Source organism: Arthrobacter sp. UNCCL28, from assembly GCF_900102805.1.
GTDB lineage: Bacteria > Actinomycetota > Actinomycetes > Actinomycetales > Micrococcaceae > Arthrobacter > Arthrobacter nicotinovorans_A.
The window spans coordinates 748,221-771,277 of sequence record NZ_FMWE01000001.1; the positions used below are offsets into that span (position 1 = coordinate 748,221).

Consider the following 23,057-nt stretch of genomic DNA (forward strand, 5'->3'; position numbering starts at 1 on the left):
GCGTTTCATGTTAACGCCTTGTAAACAAGGGGTGTTAGTGGTCGAAATGCCCGGAATCCGTGAGCGATGCATCACATCAGCCGCCAGTGCCCTCACTGCTAGACGACTATGTCCGGTAGTGTGCCAGTGTGTCAAGACCTCCCGTAAACCCATCCCAGCCCGCTTCCGGACAGCAGCCGGGTGAAAATTCCGATGCGCAGGCAAACGACGAAATGAGCAATTCCACAGCGGGCCGTCGGCCCCGTGGGGTCGCGGTAATTTCAGCCGTTGTCCTTCTCGAAGCCCTGGCCCTGATGGGTGCAGCGGCTTGGTACGCGTACCAACTCCTTACCGGTGCTCCGGTGCTGACCTTCTGGGGCGCCGTTTTCACGCTGGGGCTGCTCTTGGCCTTCTCCGTGTGGCTGTTCGCGGTGGGCCACTTTCTTTTCCGTGGATACCGTTGGACCCGGGCAGCGGCCCTTGTGGCTCAGTTGTTCGTCCTCACCATAGGCTTTCCCACCATGACCGGCGGTCTCGTGGTGCCGGGTCTGGCCATGATCATCCCCGCCATTGCGGCGATCGTTTTCCTTTTCCACAAGGACGTCATTGCCTACGCCTCGCGCACCGGCGGCACGTCCGGGGTCCTCTAGCTTGCCCGGTTGGGGAACCTAATGAGCCTCAGTTGGGGAACAGAAGTCGCCAATCGCAGGAACACCTGATGTAAGAACTGCTTGAAACGGCAGTATGTCTCCGCCCTCCACCACATAGCCGCGGCCGGGCCGCATTGGGCGCTCCGTTTCCACGCGGACTCCCAGGAGTTCGGCATCGTGCGGAGATCCCGGTGCAAGAACCAACCCCATCCGGGCTGTCTGGAGCTCGCGCGCCAGCGGCAGTTGTTGGATGAGCGCCGGACCGGGAGTGGCCGTCATGACGATGCCCCGGACCTTCCCGCTCAGGGCAGTGATGGCCTGACGCCCATGGGTGCCCAGTGAGTCGGCGTCGTCCACCAACAAAATACTCTGCGGGTCCAGGTTTTCAACCTCCTGTGCGGTAGTAGACCAGAAGCGGTCCGGAGACGTTCCCACCGGCGGTTCAACCCAGGAAACGGCAGGGTTCAGGCGACGCAGTGATGCCAAAGCCGTGCTTTTTCCAGACCGGGCGCCGCCAAGGATGATGCTGGAACCTTTTAAGCGAAGAGGCAGCGAAACGGGCAATGCTTCGTCGCCCCCGACTCCGATCCACAGTGCACCGTCCGATATTCCTCCGGCAGATCGCACCGTAATGCCGGACTCCTTCAAAACATCACAAAATTCCTGTTCGTCCAGCCGATCAGGAAGTGGTCGCAGGCGGAAGGGCGGCTTCTTAAGGGGAAGGTGAGCGAACGGCCAGGGTCCCGCCTCCGGGGCGTCAAGAAACTGCGACACCACAACGTCTCCGTCTACGAAGTTGCCTGTGGCGATGGCCCGCCCTGGAATTGGCTCCACTTCCGTAAGCCGGGGCCAATGGAACCGCGCCTCCTCGGTGGAGCCCAGCGGAAAATAGGCCCGGTTCTGAATCGCCGCAAAGAAGCGCGCCCCGACCAACTCCCGCTCCCCGCAAATCAACACGGTGATGCCCAGGGACCGCCCATCACGCACAATGTCCTGCAGCAGGCTTTCTGCCCAGGCCGAAGGGCCTGCGCGGAAGGCAGTTGCCCACGAGCACCACCCAGTGATGATCAAAGCGAGGGGATCGTCGGTCTTCGCGGACTCACTGATGTTGCGCCTGCGGTCCATTTCCCCGGCAAAGCGCTTCAGGACGCGAGCAGCAAGCGGCAACTGATGGAGGCCGGCCAAGGCCCCCACTTCCCTTTGCCCGAGGACGTCGCCGAGTATCCCGGCCCCATCCAGGACGTAGGAATGAGGCTGGGAACCTTGAGTTGCCAGCATGGCCGAAACCGCCCTGAAGCAGGAGTGCATTCCGCTCGTAGGGCTCCCGATCATGGCAAGATGCCCGTCCTTGGTCGGGGACCATTGCAGGGTTTCCACGACTTGCCGTGTCGGTTTGTCTACCCAGGCCAATGGACCAATGCTCCAAGGCTCTGTTTCAGTGCGGGCGGGAATAGCGCTGGTGGCATCCCTGTGGACGGGAAGCTTGGTGTCGGGCACGGGGAACAAAACTTCGGCCCAGGGAATGGCAGATGGCAAGGGCGCCGCCACAGGTTGGCGGGGGAGGGAACCGCCGTGGCGGTGCCATGCGTCCTTGACAGCGGCCAAAAGCTGCCGGACACCCTCATCCGCGATTGAATCTGCCTGATCGCGCAGAGGGTCCGGCAACGGGCTTTGTTGGAGCGGACCACCGTTGAGTACGAGGGTGGTGGCATGGACCAGCCGCGGAACGCCAACTCCGGGACCACCAGTAACCAACGTGCCGTGGGGAACTGCCAGTGACGCGGACTGGAACTCTTCGGGGACACTTGAGGCCCGGACCAGATAGGCCCTTCCAGGAATGTCCGCCGATATCGATGCTGCGACCTTGGAGTTGATGATGTCCGTGGACTCCGCTTCGGATTGCACCCTCAGGGCGATGCTTGAGGCAACGTTTGCCCGGATATCGGCGGTCAATGCGCCCTGGGGGCGCTGGGTGGCCATGACGAGGTGGATTCCGAGGGAACGGCCGATGGTGGCTACCCGCATGAGTTCGCGGAGGGCGCCGGGAGCCTCCTCAATGAGCATGCGGAACTCGTCGATGACCAAAACCAGATGAGGAATCGCAGGATAGTTGTCCGCCGCCGCGCGGTGGTATTGGTCCAGGTCCGTGACTTCAGCGGCGGCGAACAACTCCTCGCGGTACCTGATCTCGCTGCGGAGCGAAGTAAGGGCCCGATCCAAATGGTGCCTGCCAAGATCGGTCAACAGGCCAACGCAGTGGGGCAGTCCTGCGAGTGGGCGCAATCCGGAGCCGCCTTTGAAATCGATGAAAAGAAAGGTGGTGTGCTCGGGGGAGTACGTCAAGGCCATGGATGCCACCAGGGTTCTCAGCAGCTCGGACTTTCCAGAACCCGTGGTGCCGGCCACCAGGAGGTGCGGGCCGTCGCGCTTGAAGTCGAATGTCAACGGCCCGTGGCGGTCCTGGCCCAGAACGGCCGCAAGCCCTGGTACCTTGGCGTTCCCTTCCCAGCGAAGAAGAACCCGTCGGGTCCCGAAAGGAAGAAGCGCAGCCAAGGCGCACTGCTCAGGAACAGACTGTTGGGGTACGGCGCCTTGGTGACGACCCTGCGACGACATGCCGCGGCAGAACGCATCGAAAACACCCATCGGGACGAGGTCCGGAACGAAGTTGCGGCGCTCGCCGGCGACTTCCAGGGTTCCCTTGGTCCCGGAGTGGGAAAGCTTGATCAGCGGGCCGGAGCGTTCATCAGATGGGCCACAAAGGACCACCTGCCACCCGTTCCGTTCTGCAGCGCCAAGAACCAGCTTCAAGGAGTTCTTGTCTTCGCTTGCATTGTGCTCGATGATGACCAGCAATCCACGCGTACCGCTCACCGGCCGGCGAATAGAGGCCAGGGCGGCCTCGTATGTGGTCGCAAGTGTCACCCCCGGCAGGAACCGGGCGCTTAGCGGCAGCCTTCCGACACTCCCCAGGACGACTACTGGCGTCTGTGCAGCACCAGGGAAGGCGGCCATTTGCATCATCATGAAACGCAGCAAGGAATCAACGTGGTGGTGAGGCCCGTCAAGTACCACAGTGGGAAGTTCCGGGTCCAAGGTGACTGCGGCTGATCCGATTTCCGGCGCGTTGAACGTTGGATCATCAGGTGCCAACCGGATATTCGCCATGGCGTTGGCAGTTCCCAGCCGTATCCAGGTACCGGGCTCAACGAGTACGGGTGCCCCGGCGAGGCGGCCTGGCGGTTGGAAGGACGACGAACCGGGCTCCGCAGGTGCGCTCCGGGCATCTGGCGCGGCAGCTGTGCAGCCCCCGGATGCCATCACGGCCAACTCCGCCGCGGAAGGGGAACATCGTTGCCGGCGAACCAGATCCTCTTGAGCAGCCCTTGCCACAGCCGCTGCGCAGTCCCGGCGGTTCTTCCGTCCTGCAATGAAGGGGACCAGAAGGGTGAGCGCCGAGATGGCGGTGAATCCCAGATACATCCACATTCCTGTGGCAACGGCCAGTCCGATGCCCGCGATGAGCGGCAGAATCGCGGTAAGAATGATCGCCGCGCGGTTTCCCTGCCGGCCGGCATGCGCCACTTCCAGGGGTTCTTCCACGGACCGGCCGGCATCCTTGAAAATTTGTGGCAGCAGACTCGTCTCCGTGGTAACGGAGAATACGGTGTTGCCGCAGAGAATTCTTGATTGCGATGTCACGGCGGCCTGCCGGACAGGCCGCCCATCCACGAAGGTCGGGTTGCCGGCACCTTCCCGGCTAAGGGTCATGGCTGTGCTGGAAACATCCAGAACGGCGTGCTCCCTGGACATGCCGGGATCGGGCAGGGAAATCTCTGCGGTGCCGCGGCCAATCCGGAACCGGCCCCGATGAATACGGAATACAGCCCCTGCACTGGGCCCGGAATGAACGAGCAATAACAGGGGCAGGGGCAATGGGGCGGCGGCCTGCCGTGGTGCAGAGCCATCGACGATGATTGCGCCGGACACCAAGGGAGGACGGCCTACTGTCATCTCCGATATATCCTGTCCATCCACTTCCAGCGGACCAGTCCCGCGCTCCTCCCCGAGGATTGACTGAAGCCTGGTCCCGGATGTACCCGCCGGGACCTTGATGGTCAGCTCCTCCGGAGCCGAAGAATCCGCAGCCGCCGGTCCCCTCACCAATGTGCATTCCAACGTCATGGCTTCCGTCTTCCCTTGATCTGTGAAACTCCGGCCCTTCTTTGTGGGCCTTACACCTGACCGTATGGGTGGTCCGGCCACGCCGCAGCCCCTTGCAGGACGTATGTGGACAAACGGGCATCGATCTTCGCGGATGGCCCTTGACGCTGCGGCATGGTGTCTCCGCTAAGATGAATCTCGTTGTCGCGTGTGCTCAATGAGGAAGGACCTTCACCGGTGATAGTGGTTGCAGAGAGCGCCGATGTTTCAGACAAGGCGGTAATTGGTGATGGATCAAAGATTTGGCATCTTGCCCAAGTCCGCGAGCAGGCCGAGCTAGGCGTCAATTGCATCGTGGGACGAGGTGCCTACATCGGCACCGGGGTCAAGATGGGAGACAACTGCAAAGTCCAGAACTATGCACTTGTCTACGAGCCCGCGGAACTGGAAGCCGGTGTGTTCATTGGCCCGGCAGTTGTGCTGACCAACGACACCTACCCCCGAGCTGTAGGCCCCGACGGCAGCTTGAAGAGCGCCCATGATTGGGAGCCGGTTGGCGTCACCATCCGGGAGGGCGCCTCAATCGGTGCGCGCGCCGTGTGCGTCGCGCCCGTGACCATTGGTCGGTGGGCCACAGTTGCCGCTGGAGCGGTAGTGGCCAAAGACGTCCCGGATTTTGCCTTGATGGTCGGAGTCCCGGCCAAGCGTCATGGCTGGGTCGGCAAGGCCGGTTTCCCGTTGCAGCGCAGCGGTGAGAACTGGGTGTGTCCGGAAACCGGCGCAACGTATGTTGAACAGAACGAGACCCTTCGAGAGGTAGAGGCATGAGCCCCGAATTCATTCCCCCCGCCAAACCCATCATCGGCGATGAAGAGCGCAAGGCCGTTGATGCCGTGTTGGCTTCCGGCCAGCTCGCCCAAGGCACGGAGGTAGCCTCTTTCGAGCAGGAGTTCTCCCAGGTCCTCCTTGACGGCAGGGCAGCGGTAGCTGTTAACTCCGGCACGTCCGGCCTGCACCTTGGCCTTTTGGCTGCCGGTATCGGCGCTGGGGACGAGGTCATTGTTCCGTCCTTCACCTTCGCGGCGACCGCCAACTCGGTGGCATTGACGGGTGCAACTCCGGTTTTTGCCGACGTTGATCCCGACCACTACACGTTGGACCCGGCATCCGTGGAGTCGAAGATCACGGATCGTACCGCTGCGATTATGCCGGTGCACCTCTACGGCCACCCGTTTAACGTGGATGCGATTGGCGCCCTTGCCTCCAAGCACGGCGTCAAGGTCTTCGAGGACGCGGCACAGGCCCATGGCGCAGCGGTCAACGGACGCAAGGTTGGCACCTTCGGAGACTTCGCCATGTTCAGCCTTTACCCCACTAAGAACATGACGTCCGGTGAGGGCGGCATGGTCAGCACTGGACTGGACGACGTCGAGCGTCGGCTCCGCCTGCTGCGCAACCAGGGCATGGAGCGCCAGTACGAAAACGAACTGGTTGGTTTCAACTGCCGGATGACCAACATCCATGCCGCCATTGGCCGCGTCCAGTTGACCAAGGTCAACGGCTGGACCAAGACCCGTCAGGAGAACGCGGCATTCTTTGACGCGAACATCGAAGGCGTCGTCACGCCGAAGGTCGCTGAGGGTTACGAGCACGTCTACCACCAGTACACGATCCGCATCGCTGAAGACCGCGACGGTTTCGCCAAGGCCCTCCGCGAAGAATACAACGTCGGTTGCGGAGTCTATTACCCGATTCCCAACCATCGCCTTGCACCTTTCCAGACCTCCGATGACCTCCCCGTCACTGAAGAGGCTGCTGCCAGCGTCCTGTCGCTGCCGGTACACCCGTCACTGAGCCAGGATGACCTGGACCGGATTGTTGCAGCCGTCAACGCTGTGGCCAAGGCGGGCAGCTAGTGGCAAATCTGCGCGCAGGCCTCATCGGACTGGGAATGATGGGGCGCCACCACGCCCGTGTCATTCGTGAGCTTGAAGGCGTTGATTTGGTTGCCGTAGCCGATTCCTTCGGCGACCCCCACAACGTTGCCGACGGCCTGACGGTCTTCTCCACGGTTGAGGAACTCATCGCTCAGGGCATCGACATGGCTGTCGCGGCAGTGCCCACCATCCTGCACGAGGAAGTGGCACTCCAGCTCGCCGAGGCTGGCGTTCATTGCCTCGTGGAGAAACCGATCGCAAATGATTCCGAGTCCGGCCGGCGCATTTCTGAAGCCTTTGAATCCAGGGGCCTCATCGGCGCCGTCGGGCACATTGAGCGGTTCAACCCGTCCCTGCAAAGCCTCCGGGACCGGTTGGAGAACGGGGACCTGGGCGACGTCTACCAGATCAGCACGCGGCGCCAGGGACCGTTCCCGGCCCGCATCGCCGATGTCGGCGTGGTCAAGGACCTCGCAACCCATGACATTGACCTCACGGCCTGGCTGGCCCAGAGCAACTTCGTCAATGTCGTTGCCCACACTACGTCCCGCAGCGGCCGCGAGCATGAGGATATGGTCACGGCCATCGGCCACCTCAAGAGTGGTGTTGTGACCAACCACATCGTCAACTGGTTGTCGCCCATGAAGGAACGCACCACAGTGGTTCTCGGTGAACGCGGAGCGTTCATTGCTGACACCATTTCCGCGGATCTGACCTTCGTGGAGAACGGTACGTTCCAGACGGACTGGGATTCCGTCGCGGCGTTCCGTGGAGTATCCGAGGGATCCTCGACTCGCTTTGCGCTTGCCAAGCGGGAACCCCTCAAAATGGAGCATGAGGCATTCCGTGATGCAGTTCTCGGAAAGTCGCTGAACATCGTCACCATGGCAGAAGGCCTTGAGACCCTGAGGGTCGCAGAGGCCGTTTTGGAATCCGCGAAATCCGGCTCAGTCATCACTCTCTGAGCACTCCGGATCAAGCAAAGCACCAAGGGGAGGTTGGCCGCCGGCCAACCTCCCCTTGCCGTTTCCCGGTGCGGCCCGTCGCCACCATGCCCCGCCCCGGATACAGGGAACCCGCGTCATGTCGGGTAGCCTTGACCAGTAGACGTGGGCATTTCTGTGCCCGCACGCCAATACACAGGAGAGTTTGTGAACGCTGATCTCGTCGTCGTCGGCTCGGGTTTCTTTGGCCTGACCATTGCAGAACGCGCCGCTACCGAGTTGGGGCTGAAGGTCGCGGTGCTCGATCGCCGCCACCATATTGGAGGAAACGCCTACAGCGAGAACGAAGCGCAGACGGGAATCGAGGTCCACCGCTATGGTGCACACCTCTTCCACACGTCGAATGAACGCGTTTGGGAATACGTGAACCGCTTCACCCAGTTCACGAGCTACCAGCACAAGGTGTACACCAGCCACAAAGGCGAGGTGTACCCGATGCCCATCAACCTGGGCACCATCAACCAGTTCTTCCGGTCGGCAATGAGCCCCACCGAAGCGAAAGCACTCATCGCGGAGCAGGCCGGTGAATTGGCCGGTACCGATCCGCAGAACCTCAACGACAAGGGCATCCAGCTGATTGGCCGCCCCCTGTACGAGGCTTTCATCAAGCACTACACAGGCAAGCAGTGGCAGACGGATCCCAAGGACCTGCCCGCTGAAATTATTTCCCGGCTTCCAGTCCGGTACAACTATGACAACCGGTACTTCAACGACACCTATGAAGGTCTCCCGGTTGACGGTTACACAGCCTGGATTGAGCGGATGGCGGACCACCCCAACATCGAGGTCGTCCTGAACACGGACTTCTTCGACGACGGCGAATATGGCCGGTCTTCCGTTCTTGGCCAGGTTCCCGTCATTTACACCGGCCCGGTGGACCGCTACTTCGACTACGCCGAGGGCGACCTGTCATGGCGCACCATCGACCTCGAAGAAGAAGTACTTCCCATTGAGGACTTCCAAGGCTGTTCTGTGATGAACTACCCGGACGCTGATGCAGCTTTCACGCGCATCCACGAGTTCCGCCACTTCCACCCTGAGCGTGACTACACCAAGGACGCAACGGTCATCATGCGCGAGTTCTCACGCTTCGCTGAAAAGGGCGATGAGCCGTACTACCCGGTCAACACCTCTGATGACCGCCAGAAGCTGCTCGCCTACCGTGACCTTGCCCGCGGCGAGAAGTCCGTCCTCTTCGGCGGCCGCTTGGGAACTTACAAGTACCTCGACATGCACATGGCCATTGGCTCTGCCCTTTCCATGTACGACAACAAGATCAAGCCGCACTTCACTGGCGGCGCCAAGCTTGAAAGCGGGGGAGTGGACGCATGACGGCTACTACGAACGAAAGTCAGAAGACTGCGATGACCACCACGGATGACCTGGCACCGGCCAAGGAAAACCTGCGCATAGTTCAGCGTGTTGTTTTCCCCGCCAACCGCGACCTCGACACCCTTCCCCTGTACGTCGACCCGGACACCAGCACGGTGAAAAAGGAAGATGGCGACAGCAGCGCCGTCGTGCAGGCCGTTGGCATGACGCGGAAGCTGCACCCCGAGGACATCCTGGGCCGTGGTTCCGTGCAGGTCCGCCGAGGCGAGCGGCTCTCCTTTGGCTCCTATTTCAACGCTTTTCCGGCCAGTTACTGGCGGAAGTGGACCGTTGCCACCAAGACAGTCCTGCATCTTGAAACAGAGGGCGAGGGGACGGTCATTGTTTACCGCTCCAACGCACGCGGCGCCTCGCAGCGTGTTGACTCCATCCTCGTTGAGGGCACGGCCAGCAATGACTTTGAGTTGACGTTGGCGCCATTTGGCGACGGCGGCTGGTACTGGTTCGACCTCATCGCCGGCGGCGATGGCATGACACTGAACAGTGCGCACTGGTCGGTTCCGGATGACGGACGCCCCCAGGGCCGCGTGACGCTGGGCGTCACCACGTTCAACCGCGCAGACTACTGCCTCGAGACGATCAAGTCGATCGACGCCGACGCCGGCTTGAGGGAGATCCTCGCCGAGCTGATCATCGTGGACCAAGGCAACAAGAAGGTCGCCGACGAAGCCGGATTCGATGCCGTCGCAGCGTCCATGGGTGACCAGCTCCGGATCATCAACCAGGGCAACCTCGGTGGCTCCGGGGGCTTCGCCCGCAACATGTACGAGATGGTCGTTTCCGACAAGAGCGACTACGTCATGCTGCTTGACGATGACATTGAGCTAGAGACCGAGGGCGTCATGCGCGCCGTGGCGTTCGCTGACCTCTGCCGCAAGCCCACCATTGTTGGTGGCCACATGTTTGACATGTACAACAAGTCAGTACTGCATGCCTACTCCGAGGTAGTGAACTTCTACCGCTTCCTGTGGGGCCCCGTAGAGGGCCTGGGCAACCATGACTTCTCATCTGCCGGCCTGCGGTCCACCCCCCAGCTGCACAGGCGCTGGGATGCTGACTACAACGGCTGGTGGATGTGCCTTATCCCCAAGACCGTGGTGGAGACCATTGGCCTCTCCCTCCCCGTCTTCATCAAGTGGGATGACGCTGAATACTCACTGCGCGCCCGGGCTGCCGGATACCCCACGGTCACTCTCCCCGGTGCAGCGGTCTGGCACGTCTCCTGGGCCGACAAGGACGATTCAGTTGACTGGCAGGCCTACTACCACGAGCGCAACAGGCTCATCGCGACGCTCCTGCACTCACCGTTCCCCAAGGGCGGACGGATCCTGCGCGAAAGCTTGAACACGGATGTCAAGCACTTGGTGTCCATGCAGTATTACCCTGAGCAGGCGCGGATCATGGCCCTGCGTGACGTCCTCGAGGGGCCAGGCAAACTGCACCAGCAGTTGCCCACCACCATGCCCAAACTGCGCGCAATGCGCGAGGAATTCCAGGACTCCCAGGTCAAGACGGATCCAGGGGCCTTCCCGGAGGTCTTCCGTAAGCGTCCGCCCAAGAAACCCCAGTCCTACAAGCAGCCCGGCGCACTTGGCCTGCTGCCCTGGGCTGTGAAGACCGTCCTGAAGCAAACCCTGGCCCCTGTGCGTGACTCCGCCAAGGAGAACCCTGAGGCGCAGGTAGCGCACCAGGATGGAAAATGGTGGAGCCTGGCGCACCTGGACAGCGCCGTCGTGTCCAACGCGGACGGCACGGGAGCTTCCTGGCACCTGCGTGACCCCAAGCTGGCCCGCCAGCTCGTGGTGGAATCGGCAAAACTGCACGCCCAGCTCTTCTCCAATTGGGAGTCCCTGCGTGCGCAGTATCGTGAAGCCCTTCCTGAGATCACGTCGATGGACTCCTGGCGGGAAACCTTTGAAAAGTCGGAGCCCGGCAAGTAGCGATGTCGAACTCCACTGATACGTATGCAGTTCCGGGGGTGGGCGCCGGACTGCTGGACGTCTACCGCCGGCGGTACCTGCTCAAACTGATTGTCCGCAAGGAGCTCCGTGTCCGCTATCGCGGCTCGGTGCTGGGTTTGGCGTGGTCCTACGTCAAGCCGCTGGTCCAGTACGTGGTCCTGTTTTTCGCCTTGGGCATCGTGTTGCGCGTTGGGGACCAAATTCCCAACTACGCGCTTTACATGTTCTCCGGCGTCATTGTGATCAACTTCTTCTCCGAGGCGTTCTCGAACGCCACCCGATCCATCGTGTCGAACGCGGCGCTGGTCAAGAAGATTTATCTTCCGCGTGAGCTGTTCCCAGTGGCCTCCGTATGGGTGGCCGCCGTGCACTTCCTGCCGCAGTTGATCGTTCTGCTGGCCGCAGCCCTCCTTAGCGGATGGCATCCGGACCTCATGCAGCTCTTTGGCGCCCTCCTGGGGTTCGTCATCGTGGCTGTCACGGCTACCGGCCTCGGACTGCTGGCCGGTGCCATCAATGTCTTTTTCCGGGACGCTGAGAACATCGTCGACATGCTGATGATGATCGTCACCTGGACATCGCCGGTTCTGTACGACTGGACCATGATCCGCCGCTTGGCAGCTCCGTGGGTCTTGACGATCTACCAGCTGAACCCCATTACCGTTGCGGTGGAACTGTTCCATTGGGCGTTTTGGTACCCCACCGTCAATCAGCCAGTCGAATTGCCCCCGCACCTCCTGGTGACCGGCTTCATCGGCCTGGGCATGGCGGCGCTGTTCCTTGTTATTGGCCAGATCGTCTTCCGACGGCTCGAGGGCCACTTTGCGCAGGAGGTCTAAATGGGTGCTGCAGTAATCGTCAAGGGCCTGAAGAAGACCTTCAACCTCCGCCATTCGCACTCCTTGAAGGAAACGCTGGTGTGGCTGGTGAAGGGGCGCAAGGGGGACCTCACCAAGAAGTTCGATGCCCTGCATGATGTCAGTTTTGAGATCCAGCCGGGCGAGACCGTGGCGTTGCTGGGCTTCAACGGTTCGGGTAAGTCCACGCTTTTGAAGCTCATTTCCGGAGTCATCCTGCCCGACCAGGGGACTGTACGAACCAAAGGCAGGGTTGCCGGCTTGATCGAGGTAGGCGCCGGTTTCCACCCGGACCTGTCCGGGCGTGAAAATGTCTACCTCAACGCCGCCATCCTGGGTATGACGGAGCAGGAGATCCAAGAGAAGTTCGACGACATCGTCGCCTTTTCCGAGATCGAACAGTTCATCGATACCGAAGTTAAGTTCTATTCCTCGGGGATGTTCCTCCGCCTCGCCTTTGCAGTGGCAGTTCACACCCAGCCGGACATTTTCCTCGTAGATGAAATCCTTGCCGTGGGTGATGAACCTTTCCAGAGGAAGTGCTTGGCGAAAATCAAGCAGCTCTCGGACGAGGGGCGCACTTTGGTTGTGGTCAGCCATGACCTCGACATGATTTCCCGGATCTGCGATCGGGGCGTGGTGTTGTCCTCCGGCACAGTCCAGTTCGAGGGCCCGGCCGATCAAGCTGTGGCGTGGCTGCGGGAACGTAACTAACCGCGTCCAATTGCAAAGAGTCGTCTGTCAACGGATGGCTGGTGGAAGCATCTAAGAAAGGCGATCGTAGGAATGGGTATCGGCCCGCTGCTGTTGTGTGTACTCCTGATCGTTGTGTTGTGGTGGGGTCCAGGCTGGATCCTGGGCGAAGCCTTGGGTGTTCGCCGCGTATTGCTCCCCGTAGTGGCACCGTTGCTGGGAATGGGCGTTTTGACCGTCATCGGTGTCATGGGCAACGCGCTGGGACTGAGCTGGCAGTTGCTTCCGGTGACTGCTGTCCTGCTGGTCCTGTCTGCGCTCCTGTTTGCTGTGAGGATTGCGCTGAGGCGCTATTTCCCGGATAAGTTCGGGGTCCCTGCCCAGCCGCCTGTCTTCGGAAAACAGGGCTTTAAGGGCTCGTGGTGGATCCTCCTCGCTGGCCTGGCCGCCGGCGGTGTTGTTGCGGCGGTCTCATGGATCGTGGGTACCGAAGGCCTCCAGGGGATCAACCAGGACTGGGATATTCCCTGGCACGCCAACATGATCCGGCTAATTTCGGTGAACCACGAATGGGATCCGAGTGTCGCCGGCAACTTTGCCTACTACGACACCACAATTCCTGAGGCTCCGATCCGGAGCTACCCGATTGCCTTCCATGCGGTGTTGTCGCTTTTCTGGCCGATGAGCGGCGTCAGCATCCCGGTATTCCTGAATGTCTTTGTCCTGGTGATGATGGCAGTTCAACTCCCCTTGAGCACCATGGCCTTGACCATGCTGGTCACCCGCCGTCCGGTTGCCCTGGCTGCAGCCGCAGCCGTTTCCGGCTGGTTTACCGTATACCCGTACGATCTCCTCTGGCGTGGGCCGCTGATTCCATTCTTTGCAGGCATGCTGCTGGTGGGCCCGTTTGCCCTGCTTGCAGTCAGAGGGGCAGTGGAACGGCAGAAGTTCTGGATCCCTGGCATAGCCTTCGGAGCGGTAGGACTGATAGCAGTCCATCCTTCGCTCGCCTTCGTGGTGCTCCCCGTACTGATTTTCTGGTTGCTTTCCGCCCTGATCCGCCGCAAGGGCAGGATCCTTGGCATCACCGTTTACCTTGCAGTCTCCGGTGTTCTGGCAGTGGTCCTTGGCTGGCCGATCATCGCCCAGATGCTGAAGGAATCAGAACGCGTCTCCAAGCAGGTTTGGGCCGCGGACACCGACCGCAACGGCGCAATCCAAAACATCATCTTCCTGAACCACGGTTCCATGGCCATGCCGATCCTGACGGCCCTTGTGGCGCTCGGCTGCCTGGCGGTAGTACTCAGAATCCGGATGTGGTGGTACTTCGGTCCTGTCCTGGCTTTCGCTTTCCTCTCGGTTTACACCATGGGAACGGACAACCCGCGCTTCATGACCCTGACAGCCCCGTTCTACGACGACCAATGGCGTATTTTCGGCATCCTCGTCATGCTACTGGTGCCTCTTGCGGGCTTGGGAGTAGCGCAGCTTGCCGAGGGCATTGCCTGGCTGATTGGAAAGGTGCGCAGCAGGTCGGCTGGCTCCACTGCGGATGGAAGCAAAGCCGGCCGCAGGCCAAGCCACGTGGTGACTGCAGTTGCCGCCGCTGCAGTGCTCCTTGTCAGTGGTATCGCGGCCATCCCTTATTTCAAGCAAAACGCCCAACGCATCAACATCAATACCAAGGCGGACGGTGCCACGTTGAGCGCCTCCGAAGTGGGGCTGCTCAGCAAGATGGACCAGTACGTGCCGCAGGATGCCACCGTCCTGAACGACTCCTGTGACGGTTCAGTCTGGATGTACGCACTGGGCAACCGCATGCCCATGATCCGCCACTTCGAAATCCTTCCCACGAACCGCCAGTTGTTGGTGCTTCAAAAGCTTCCCGAGCTTGCCACGGATTCAGAGGTGCGGGACGCAGCCGCTGAATTGGGCATTGAATGGGTGTACATTGCCGATGGCCGGATCCGGGCGTGGGACGAGCCAAAGGCGGGACTGACCCAGCCTGACTCCATTCCCTACCTTCAACTTGTTGTCCGGGAAGGCAATGCTGCGCTGTACAAGATCGACTGGTCGCAGCTGCCCGGAGGCAAAGAAGCATTTGACGCCGCTGCCAAGGACCGGATCCAACTCGATGGTGTCGCGGGGATCCTCGAGAACCGGAACCCCGATGGCATTGCACCGCTCGGAAGGATCTGCTGATTATGAAGGCATTCATCTCCAAGTTCCTGGCGTCCAGCCTGTTCAAGTTCCTCCTGATCGGCGGCCTGAGCTTCCTCCTGGACCTCGGTCTGCTGGCCCTGTGCTACCAGGTCTTCGGATGGCCGCTATGGCTGGCGACCGGCGCAGGCTTCTGGGGCAGCTTCTTCTTCAACTACTTCCTGCAGCGACACTTTGCCTTCAACGGCGGAGGAACAGCTTTGGGCGGCGTCCTCCGTTACTCAGGGCTGCTGGTTTTCAACACCCTCGCCGTGATGGGCATAGTTGAGCTGTTCCAGTTCATCGGTGCCGGATACGTGGTGGGTAAAGTGGTGGCGACCATCGTGACCATGGGATGGAACTACTTTATTTACAAGCACTGGGTCTTCCCGCAAAAGAAGCAAACGGACAGCGGCAGCGAACTCTCAGATGGCCAGTCGGATACCGACGCGCCAACACCGAAACTCACACCAAACAGCAGCGAAGGATAATCGATGTATCGAGGCGTTCGAATTGCCGCGGTAGTACCGGCCTATAAAGAAGAAAACCACATTGCACAGGTCATCGAAACGATGCCTGATTTTGTTGATGACATCGTGATCGTCGATGACTGCAGCCCGGACGATACCTCGGGGGCTGCACGTCGCGCCGACGACGGGAGGGTCACCTTGATCCGCCACGAAGTCAACCAGGGTGTTGGTGGTGCTGTCCTGACGGCGCACAAGGCCGCCATGGAACTGGGGGCCGACATCAACGTGGTAATGGCCGGTGACGCCCAGATGGATCCGGACTACCTGCCCCAGCTCCTTGACCCGGTGGTGGATGGTTACGGATTCGCCAAAGCCAATCGCTTCTTCTCAGGTGAATCATTCGCGGGGATGCCGGGTTACCGGATCTTCGGCAACATTGTGTTGTCCTTCATGACCAAGCTTGCTTCGGGCTACTGGCACATCTTCGACCCGCAGAACGGCTACACGGCCATTCGCACCGAGGTCCTGCGCCGCCTCCCCATGAATAAGGTGGCAGCCCGCTACAGCTTCGAAAACGATCTCCTGATCCACCTCAACATCCTTGATGTTCCGATCGTGGACGTTCCGATTCCGGCTGTTTACGGCAACGAAGTCTCCAGCATCAAGCTCCGCAAAGTCATTCCTGAACTTCTTGCCATGCTTTTTGGCGGCTTCTGGCGCCGTATCTGGTGGAAGTACATGGTGTGGTCGTTCTCCGCAGTTGCCCTCCTGCTGATCGCCGGTATTGCCCTCATCGTCATGGGCCTTGTGGCCGGTATCTGGGTGCTTGCAGCAAGCGTTGGATCACCGACGGCGGGATCAGTGATGCTGGCTGTGGTTCCCTTTGTCCTTGGCGTCCAGATGCTGCTGGTCTCCCTGCAATTGGATATCCAGGCAAGCCCGAACAGGCCCACCATGCATCCGATGAAGGAACGAACCTAAGCATGTGCTGAATCAAGGAGGGGCCCGGACGCATCAGCGTCCGGGCCCCTCGTTGTCCCACCTCCCTACGGCAGGGAAGTGAAACCTCCCCAGCCCCAGCCCACCTGGCTGCGGGAGAGCCACCCGGACGTCCCGTTCCCTGGGTACAGGAACAGGTTGCCGCCGGCGTCACGTGCGAGGACGTCATTCTTGCCGTCTCCGTTGAAATCGCCCGGTCCGAGGATTGCGGTCATTCCACTCCAGCCGCTACCGACTTGGACCCGGCTGAGCCAGCCGCCGGTGCCGTTTCCGGGGTAGAGCCAGAGGATCCCCGAGGTGTCACGGGCCAGGACATCGGTCTTGCTGTCGCCGTTGAAGTCACCGGTGCTCAGGATGGCATTCATGGAATTCCATCCGGTGCCGATTTGGGCGCTCGAAGCGAAGCCGCCGGTGCCGTTCCCTCGGTAAAGCCACAGGATTCCGGCAGAGTCCCTGGCGATGACATCGGCCTTTCCGTCGCCGCTGAAGTCGCCCGGTGCCAGTATCAGTGTCATGCCTGCCCAGGCTGTGCCGGCCTGAACCCGGGGCTGGAGGCCTCCTGACCCATTCCCAGGGTAGAGCCACAGGACGCCGTTGGTGTCCCGTGCCAGGACGTCACTGCGTCCGTCCCCATTGAAGTCCTTGGTGGGGACGATCGCATTCAATGAGTTCCAGCCGGTGCCGAGCGAGCGCTGGGTCAACCAACCTCCGGCACCGTTGCCCGGGTAGAGCCACAGGGTTCCTGCGTTGTCGCGTGCCACGACGTCGTTCTTTGCATCACCGGTGTAGTCCTTCCAGGTATTCGTCGGCGGTGCAGTCACGGTGTAGGCCTGCGTTGCGATGGCCGAACTGTTGTTCGAGGTGTCAACGGCAAAGTACTTCAGCGTCATGGCAGCGGTCAACGTGATGGCCGTGGAGTACTTGTTGGCTGCTGTAGCCGTAGGATTCGTGCCGTTGGTAGTGAAGTAGATGCTGGCACCCGCCTCATTTGCCGTCAGGGTGATTTGCTGGTTGGCGGGGTAGCTGCCCGCAGGCGGTGCCACCGTAACCACCGGAGGTGTTGTGTCCAGCACCGTGTAGACCCGTGTGGCTAGTGCGGAGGCATTTCCGTAGGCGTCCACAGCAACGGCTTTCACTGTGGTGTTGCCGGTCAGCACGATCGGGTTGGTGTAGGCAGACGTGCTTCCCGTGGCAGATGTCGCCGGCGTGCTGCCATCGGTGGTGTAGAAGATGCTGCCCGGTTCGCTCGATGACATGGTCACTGGTTGTCCCGAGGCGTATCCTCCAGCGGCCGGCGCCACGGTCAGGGTGGGTGCAGTGTTGTCCAGCACGTAGGTCTGGGTTGCGACGGCCGAGGAGTTTCCTGCCGTATCCCTTGCAAAGTACTTAAGGGTCAGGGAGGTCAAGGGAAGAGGGCCGGAGTACACCGGACTCGACGTCGTAGGCGTCGTACCATCTGTGGTGACATAAATGGTGGCGGCTTCATTGACTGACAACGTGATGGACTTACCGGTGCCGTAGGTGCCGGCAACCGGATCCGCAGTGACAACCGGCGGAGCCGTGTCGGCGGCAAACACCGTGACGTTCCTCGTGGCAGTAGCGGTATTTCCTGCGTTGTCCCTTGCTTCAACCGTGAAGCTGACGGGACCGCTTGGAACGTTGGTGTAGGCCTTGGGCGAGGTGCAGGCCGTGTAGGCATTTGAGCCCAGCTTGCACCGGAATCCAGCAATGTCCGTAGCAGTTGAAGCGAAGGCGAATGAGGGCGAGATGCCCACCGTTGCTCCTTCTGCCGGCGAACTGATCGATACCTGGGGTGCGGTCAGATCGGCAGTCACGGTCACAGAGGCGACGGGGCTGACGTTGCCTGCCATGTCCGTGGCCCGAACCCGCAGCACATGTTGACCTGCTGTGGCCAGGGTCAGGACCTGTCCGTTGCTGCAGGCTGTAAAGGCCGTGGTGGAATCCACCGAGCAGGACAGGGTCGAGTCGGTATCTGAAGTGACCCCCAGGACAGGCGAGCCGTTGACGGTTGCGTTGGCAGTAGGTGAGGTGATAACCGGGGCTGCAGGAGCCGTGACGTCGACAGTGAATGCCCGTGATACCGGGAGGCCGGTTGGTGCCGCCCGCACTGAGAACGTGTAGGCCCCGTTGGCCAGAGCCGTGGACGGTGTAAACGTTCCGCCGGTGCACACCTGCCACACCGGCGTCGCGGTGCTGAGCTGAAGACTGCATTCGAGCGCGCCGCCCGGAGGTGTTGAGGCTACCGTGAACGTTGGCGTGGAATCGTTGGTGAAGGCGGGGTTGGCAGCCTGGGTTCCGTTTGCCGCCGTCGGACCGCTGACGATGGATGGAACAACGCCTCCCAAGGTGAGCAGCCTGCCGCGTTCAGCGGGCTTCGCGGGATCCAGCTGTCCCGGGTCTTCCATGACCAGGAGTTTGCCATCACGCATGGCCAGGCCACCGATCTTGCTGAAGCCGAGGGCCCATTGGTTGTTGACGGTGTCCGTGCTCAGGTCAATCCTGGTGATCGTGTCCTTGCCGGCATCAGCTGTGGTTGTTCCACCGCCGGTTCCCGTGTAGAGGACCAGGGGTGATTGCCAGTCGTAGAAGATCGCCGTCGGCTTACCGACGTTATAGAGGGGCGTCGGGACATAGTTGGTCAGGACACCGTCGTCCGGAGCCGTAAATACTGTCAGGCCGGTAGTTTCGGCGACGTACACCACAACATTCCCCGCGCTGTTGCGGTGCGTGGCCGCAAGGCTGAGGGATTTGGAGTTTACCGATGCGATGGATTCGATGCTCGGATGCAGCGCCGTGGGGTCCACGATCTTCACGATCGACCGGGCGTTGGCGAACGAGAGGTAGATATTGCCGTCCGGACCGTCGCTGACGGCGTTTGGCCGCAGGTCGCCGTCAAAGATGGTGAGGGCACCGTCGTATTTGAACAGCCCGCTGCCAGTATTCCAGAGCGCCCGTACGACGTCGGAACTTCCGACGGCGGCATCCGGAATGAACGCTATTTCGTCGCCATTGCCGTGGCTGGCAGGGGAGGGATCGATCATGGCCGGCGTACCGGCCAGGGCCGGACCATTGGCGTGACCTGGAAGTGTCCCGCCCAGGCAGGTGTTTGTTTCCAGTCCACCCGCGGTTGCACCGGATGCCTCTGTTACGCGACAGAATCCTGCGCGTGCATCGGAAACCCACAGGCGTCCGGCAGGATCCACCACAGTGCCGGCAGCATTGGTCAGACCGGTGGCCACAGTTTGCCGTGCTTGGTCCGCAAAAGCCGGGCCCGCCGTCAGCACCCCGGTAAGCGCCGCCGTTGCCAGGCTGGCCGTTGCCAGAATTGCCGTGAGCTTGTTGCGTTGCCGGCTTCCGCCCACCGGGCCTGCTGAAAGGTGACGAGGAGTTTTATGAGCGGTTCTTGAGCGACCGGCGAAGGCAAGACATGCCAAACCAAGCTGAAGAACACTGCGATTGCGCGTGTCCACCGAGGGATCCCCACTTCATTCGGATGCTCCCCAGCTCCGCATGCATTGGTTATTCGCCCCACGCCGTTTCCGGCTGCGTCTACGTACATCTTCCACCAATTTTCACATTTGTCACTACCAAAACCGGAAGATGTCCTCAGCGGGTCCCGGAACCAGTCAGTCTTGACCACGCAACGGGCGCACCCCACGATTGAGGTGGAGGCCATAATGCGCAGACTGTTCCTGATGGCGGTACCCATGGCGTTGGTGCTGGCGGCCTGCACGGTGCCTTCGGCCGGACCAACCGCAGGAACCGGGTCGTCGGCCACCAGCAGTGCAGGCGCCACCGCCGGACCCGGCCAGCCGCCGTCGTCCGCTCCGGCCAGCGGAAACGTCCAGGGCAGCGGTAAACCGCGCGGTGAGGCTCCGCCGGCGGGCGACGACGAACCGGGCCGCTTTTCCTACCGTTGCACGAGCCTTGATGCCTCGCCTGAAGTTCAATTGTCGAGTCTGGCGGAAGTCTGGGCTGCCACCAATTACACGCGATTGGATTCGTGCGAGGTCGCTTTTGCAGCAGACGGGCCCTTTGAACCCACACCCCGGGAAGCCGAAGCGATTTCAACAGCCGGCGCCCAAGGAGGGACGGCTGATGACGCGTTGGCAACCATGCTGGATGTCCTTCGCCTCTGCACCAGGATCAGTGACGAAACGGGTCCCGGGGGATTTGCCGAAGCAGGCAGGGGGCCATTGCTGGCAGCGGCGGAATTCTGTCCGGATGCTCCCCAGGGGAAGATCCTTGCTGCGTGGGCAGAAGGTGGCCGGGTGGGTGATGGATCCTATGTGGCAGGCGAAGACGTGGAGCCGGGGGAGCTGCAGTTGGTGAAACCATCCGATGCGGGCGGCGGATGCACCTGGTCCGTCACCGCTGCCGATGGGTCCGTTGTTGCCAGCGGCAGCCTCATCGAGGCCGGAACCACGGTGGAAGTGCAACCGGGCCAAAAATTCACTAGTGACAAATGCGGAATTTGGGGGAAGATGTACTAAGACGCAGCCGGAAACGGCTTGGGGCGAATAACCAATGCATGCGGAGCTGGGGAGCATCCGAATGAAGTGGGGATCCCTCGGTGAACATGCGCAGGCGCAGTGTTCTTCAACTCGGTGTGGCAAGTCTTGCCCTGGCCGGTTGTTCAGGAACCAAAGTAGATACGTCCCAACCAGCCGCACTCGATATGGCACCAGTCGTTGCGAACGACGACAAAGTTGCCGTTGAGCGTCCAGAACCCTTGATCCGGTACCAATTCACCTGCACGGCGGCCGATGGCAGCCTCATTGGCAAGTTTTCCAGCCTTGAAGAAGTGTGGGCTTCCACCCGGTACATGCACATCACCGACTGCCAAGTGGACTATGTCGGAAGCGGCCCGCACGTCCTGACGCCGGAAGAGCGGGCGGCTGTTAACGCGGCGATTGCCGCAGGAGCTCCGTCCGGACAAGAATCCGCTTTGTGCTTGCTCATCATCAAGGCCTCTACCCGAACGGACCACAGAACGCTGTCAGCTTCACTTGCCGGCTACGGCATACCTGTGGTCAAGGGGGCTTTGACCTTGGCGCCGCTGGCTCCGCAGGCTGCCCAACTCACCAGATGGCTTAAGACGGCGGCGCCTGGCCAGTCCTGAAAACCGGCAGGATCTTCCCACCCCCGGGGGGATTCGTCAGCCGGATTCAGTCCCTTCCAACCACACAAAACTGCGGGATCACATGGTCTAATGAAAGTGGTCTCACGTATTGGCTGTTCAGCGTATCCGGGAAACGAAATTCTGTTGGGAAGCCAACAAAGATTACCCGTTACGCACAATCAAGGAGTGATCTTTTATGGCGTTCAGAATTGGAACTGCAAGCGCTGACATAACGCCGTCGCTGAGCACCAATCCCTACATGGCCGGATATGGTTCAACCGACGGAGGACGGGAGGCCACCAGCAGTTCGCCCTTTGAACCGCTGTATGCGCGGGCGATTCTTATCTGGGAAGACGCCAATCCCCACATCATCATCAGCCTGGATGTCCTGGCGTTGCCACGGGCGATGCATCAACGGATCCGCGACAGGATCATTGACCTTGCTCCATGGTCCAGCAGCGACATCCTGATCCAGGCAACACATACGCACAATGGCCCGGCGCTGATTGATACGCTCCACCCATTCATGGCATATGGGCTTGCAGACCTGGGCTTGGTGCGTTCCTATAGTGCGGACCTTGAAGACACTATTGTGAACCTCGCGCAGGAAGCATTGGACGCGGATGAAACGGCCGTGACCTTCGACTACAAGGTGTCGTCCCAAAATTTCTCCGCCAACCGGGTAGGGCTGCCGTACACCGAAACGGCTGTTCCCATTCTTGTGGCCCGGAGGGGCAACGGAACTCCGGCGGCAGTGATCTTCAGCTATGGGTGCCACCCCATCAGCGCCGGGCTTCGAACACTCTTTGACGGCGACTTTGCCGCGGGAGCCTGCAATTACATCGAAAACCGGAACCCAAATTGCTTTGCGATGTTCATCCAGGGTCCCGCCGGAGACCAGGATCCAGGCGGAGTTCGCAGTTGGCAACTGCGGGACCAGCATGGGGATGCCCTGGGCGCCACCGTGCACACCAATATGCAATCCGCCGGGCGGGCCTTGAGCGGGCCCATGGTTACGCGCTACCAAGAGGTCCAGTTGCCGCTGGACATCACCCCGACAGCAGGCAACCTGGCTGCAGTCCGGGCATCCTACGTAGCCCGCCTTGCCAATCCGAACGGCCAGCCACAGTGGTATCAGCGGCATGCCCAGGTCATGATCGGCCGGATCGACAGCAACAGTTTTGATACATCCGTGCCCTCACCCTTCCAAGTGTGGAAATTCAACGGAAGCCCCCAATTGAAGATCGCCATGATTGGCGGTGAACTCGTCAGCGGGTACGCTGCATATTTCCGTGGACGGAACGGCGGTACCAACGGAATCATTGTTGGCGGATATGCAAATGAATCATGCTGCTACATTCCAAGTAATGAGTTTTTCCCGCCCTTTATGCCGCTTGGCAGTTACGAGGGCGGATGGGAACCTGATTTCCCGGGAATCGCTGGCGGCTCCATGACGGTGTACGGGCATTTGGCACATTTCAAGGCGGGCACCAACGGAGTGGAGACAACGTTGGTCAATGCCATGAATGCCTTGCTCGCCTAGGAAGTGTCTGCATTGATTGCCGAAACCGGCCCAGGAAATTCCTGGGCCGGCTTCGGCAACTTTATT

Annotated in this window: 16 protein-coding genes; 14 read left to right on the forward strand and 2 right to left on the reverse strand. The window is 60.9% G+C overall.

The genetic code is table 11. The features are described 5' to 3' along the window. Positions 1–128 precede the first annotated feature (128 nt). Entirely contained in the window at positions 129–629 is a 501-nt protein-coding gene (locus BLQ01_RS03370) for a hypothetical protein (protein WP_026540060.1), read from the forward strand. Between the two features lie 18 nt (positions 630–647). Here the strand turns inward: BLQ01_RS03370 and BLQ01_RS03375 are convergent, their stop codons facing one another. Continuing rightward, positions 648–4,814, reverse strand: a complete 4,167-nt coding sequence (locus tag BLQ01_RS03375; protein ID WP_091550120.1) for an FtsK/SpoIIIE domain-containing protein — start codon at positions 4,812–4,814, stop codon at positions 648–650. A gap of 216 nt (positions 4,815–5,030) precedes the next feature. On the opposite strand from BLQ01_RS03375, the gene BLQ01_RS03380 reads away from it, so the two are divergent. The 10 genes from BLQ01_RS03380 to BLQ01_RS03425 all read left to right on the forward strand — a co-directional run bounded on the left by BLQ01_RS03380 (position 5,031) and on the right by BLQ01_RS03425 (position 16,287). Continuing rightward, positions 5,031–5,621, forward strand: coding sequence for an acyltransferase (locus BLQ01_RS03380; protein WP_223943353.1), 591 nt, complete (start codon positions 5,031–5,033; stop codon positions 5,619–5,621). Then, positions 5,618–6,709 (forward strand): DegT/DnrJ/EryC1/StrS family aminotransferase, encoded by a 1,092-nt coding sequence (locus tag BLQ01_RS03385; protein WP_026540063.1) that lies wholly within the window; start codon positions 5,618–5,620, stop codon positions 6,707–6,709. Before BLQ01_RS03380 ends, BLQ01_RS03385 begins: the two co-directional genes overlap by 4 nt. Continuing rightward, complete coding sequence (locus tag BLQ01_RS03390; RefSeq protein ID WP_026540064.1) at positions 6,709–7,695, forward strand: Gfo/Idh/MocA family protein; 987 nt, start codon at positions 6,709–6,711, stop codon at positions 7,693–7,695. Before BLQ01_RS03385 ends, BLQ01_RS03390 begins: the two co-directional genes overlap by 1 nt. 186 nt (positions 7,696–7,881) lie before the next feature. Further along, a complete protein-coding gene (gene glf / locus BLQ01_RS03395; RefSeq protein WP_026540065.1) occupies positions 7,882–9,066 on the forward strand; it encodes a UDP-galactopyranose mutase in 1,185 nt (394 codons plus the stop codon). Continuing rightward, entirely contained in the window at positions 9,063–11,066 is a 2,004-nt protein-coding gene (locus BLQ01_RS03400) for a glycosyltransferase (protein WP_091550121.1), read from the forward strand. The genes glf and BLQ01_RS03400 overlap by 4 nt, the downstream gene beginning before the upstream one ends. A gap of 2 nt (positions 11,067–11,068) precedes the next feature. Then, positions 11,069–11,926: an ABC transporter permease gene (locus BLQ01_RS03405; protein ID WP_026540067.1), complete on the forward strand. Its 858-nt coding sequence runs from the start codon at positions 11,069–11,071 to the stop codon at positions 11,924–11,926. Next, positions 11,927–12,658, forward strand: coding sequence for an ABC transporter ATP-binding protein (locus tag BLQ01_RS03410; protein ID WP_026540068.1), 732 nt, complete (start codon positions 11,927–11,929; stop codon positions 12,656–12,658). 72 nt (positions 12,659–12,730) lie between these two features. After that, positions 12,731–14,839, forward strand: coding sequence for a DUF6541 family protein (locus tag BLQ01_RS03415; RefSeq protein WP_091550123.1), 2,109 nt, complete (start codon positions 12,731–12,733; stop codon positions 14,837–14,839). Between the two features lie 2 nt (positions 14,840–14,841). Next, entirely contained in the window at positions 14,842–15,327 is a 486-nt protein-coding gene (locus BLQ01_RS03420) for a GtrA family protein (RefSeq protein ID WP_026540070.1), read from the forward strand. Positions 15,328–15,330: 3 nt separating this feature from the next. Beyond that, positions 15,331–16,287 (forward strand): glycosyltransferase family 2 protein, encoded by a 957-nt coding sequence (locus tag BLQ01_RS03425; protein ID WP_026540071.1) that lies wholly within the window; start codon positions 15,331–15,333, stop codon positions 16,285–16,287. A 65-nt stretch (positions 16,288–16,352) separates the two neighbouring features. On the opposite strand, the gene BLQ01_RS03430 is transcribed toward BLQ01_RS03425, so the two are convergent. Next, positions 16,353–19,688 carry a chitobiase/beta-hexosaminidase C-terminal domain-containing protein gene (locus BLQ01_RS03430; RefSeq protein WP_091550124.1) on the reverse strand — a complete coding sequence of 1,112 codons (3,336 nt, stop codon included), beginning with the start codon at positions 19,686–19,688 and terminating at the stop codon, positions 16,353–16,355. A 315-nt stretch (positions 19,689–20,003) separates the two neighbouring features. Here BLQ01_RS03430 and BLQ01_RS03435 point away from each other — a divergent pair, with 315 nt between their 5' ends. The 3 genes from BLQ01_RS03435 (at position 20,004) to BLQ01_RS03445 (ending at position 22,991) form a co-directional block, all read left to right on the forward strand. Beyond that, positions 20,004–20,819: a hypothetical protein gene (locus tag BLQ01_RS03435; RefSeq protein ID WP_051421467.1), complete on the forward strand. Its 816-nt coding sequence runs from the start codon at positions 20,004–20,006 to the stop codon at positions 20,817–20,819. A gap of 185 nt (positions 20,820–21,004) precedes the next feature. After that, positions 21,005–21,448, forward strand: a complete 444-nt coding sequence (locus tag BLQ01_RS03440; RefSeq protein WP_254779193.1) for a hypothetical protein — start codon at positions 21,005–21,007, stop codon at positions 21,446–21,448. Between the two features lie 196 nt (positions 21,449–21,644). Then, positions 21,645–22,991 carry a hypothetical protein gene (locus tag BLQ01_RS03445; protein ID WP_026540074.1) on the forward strand — a complete coding sequence of 449 codons (1,347 nt, stop codon included), beginning with the start codon at positions 21,645–21,647 and terminating at the stop codon, positions 22,989–22,991. Positions 22,992–23,057: the final 66 nt, after the last annotated feature.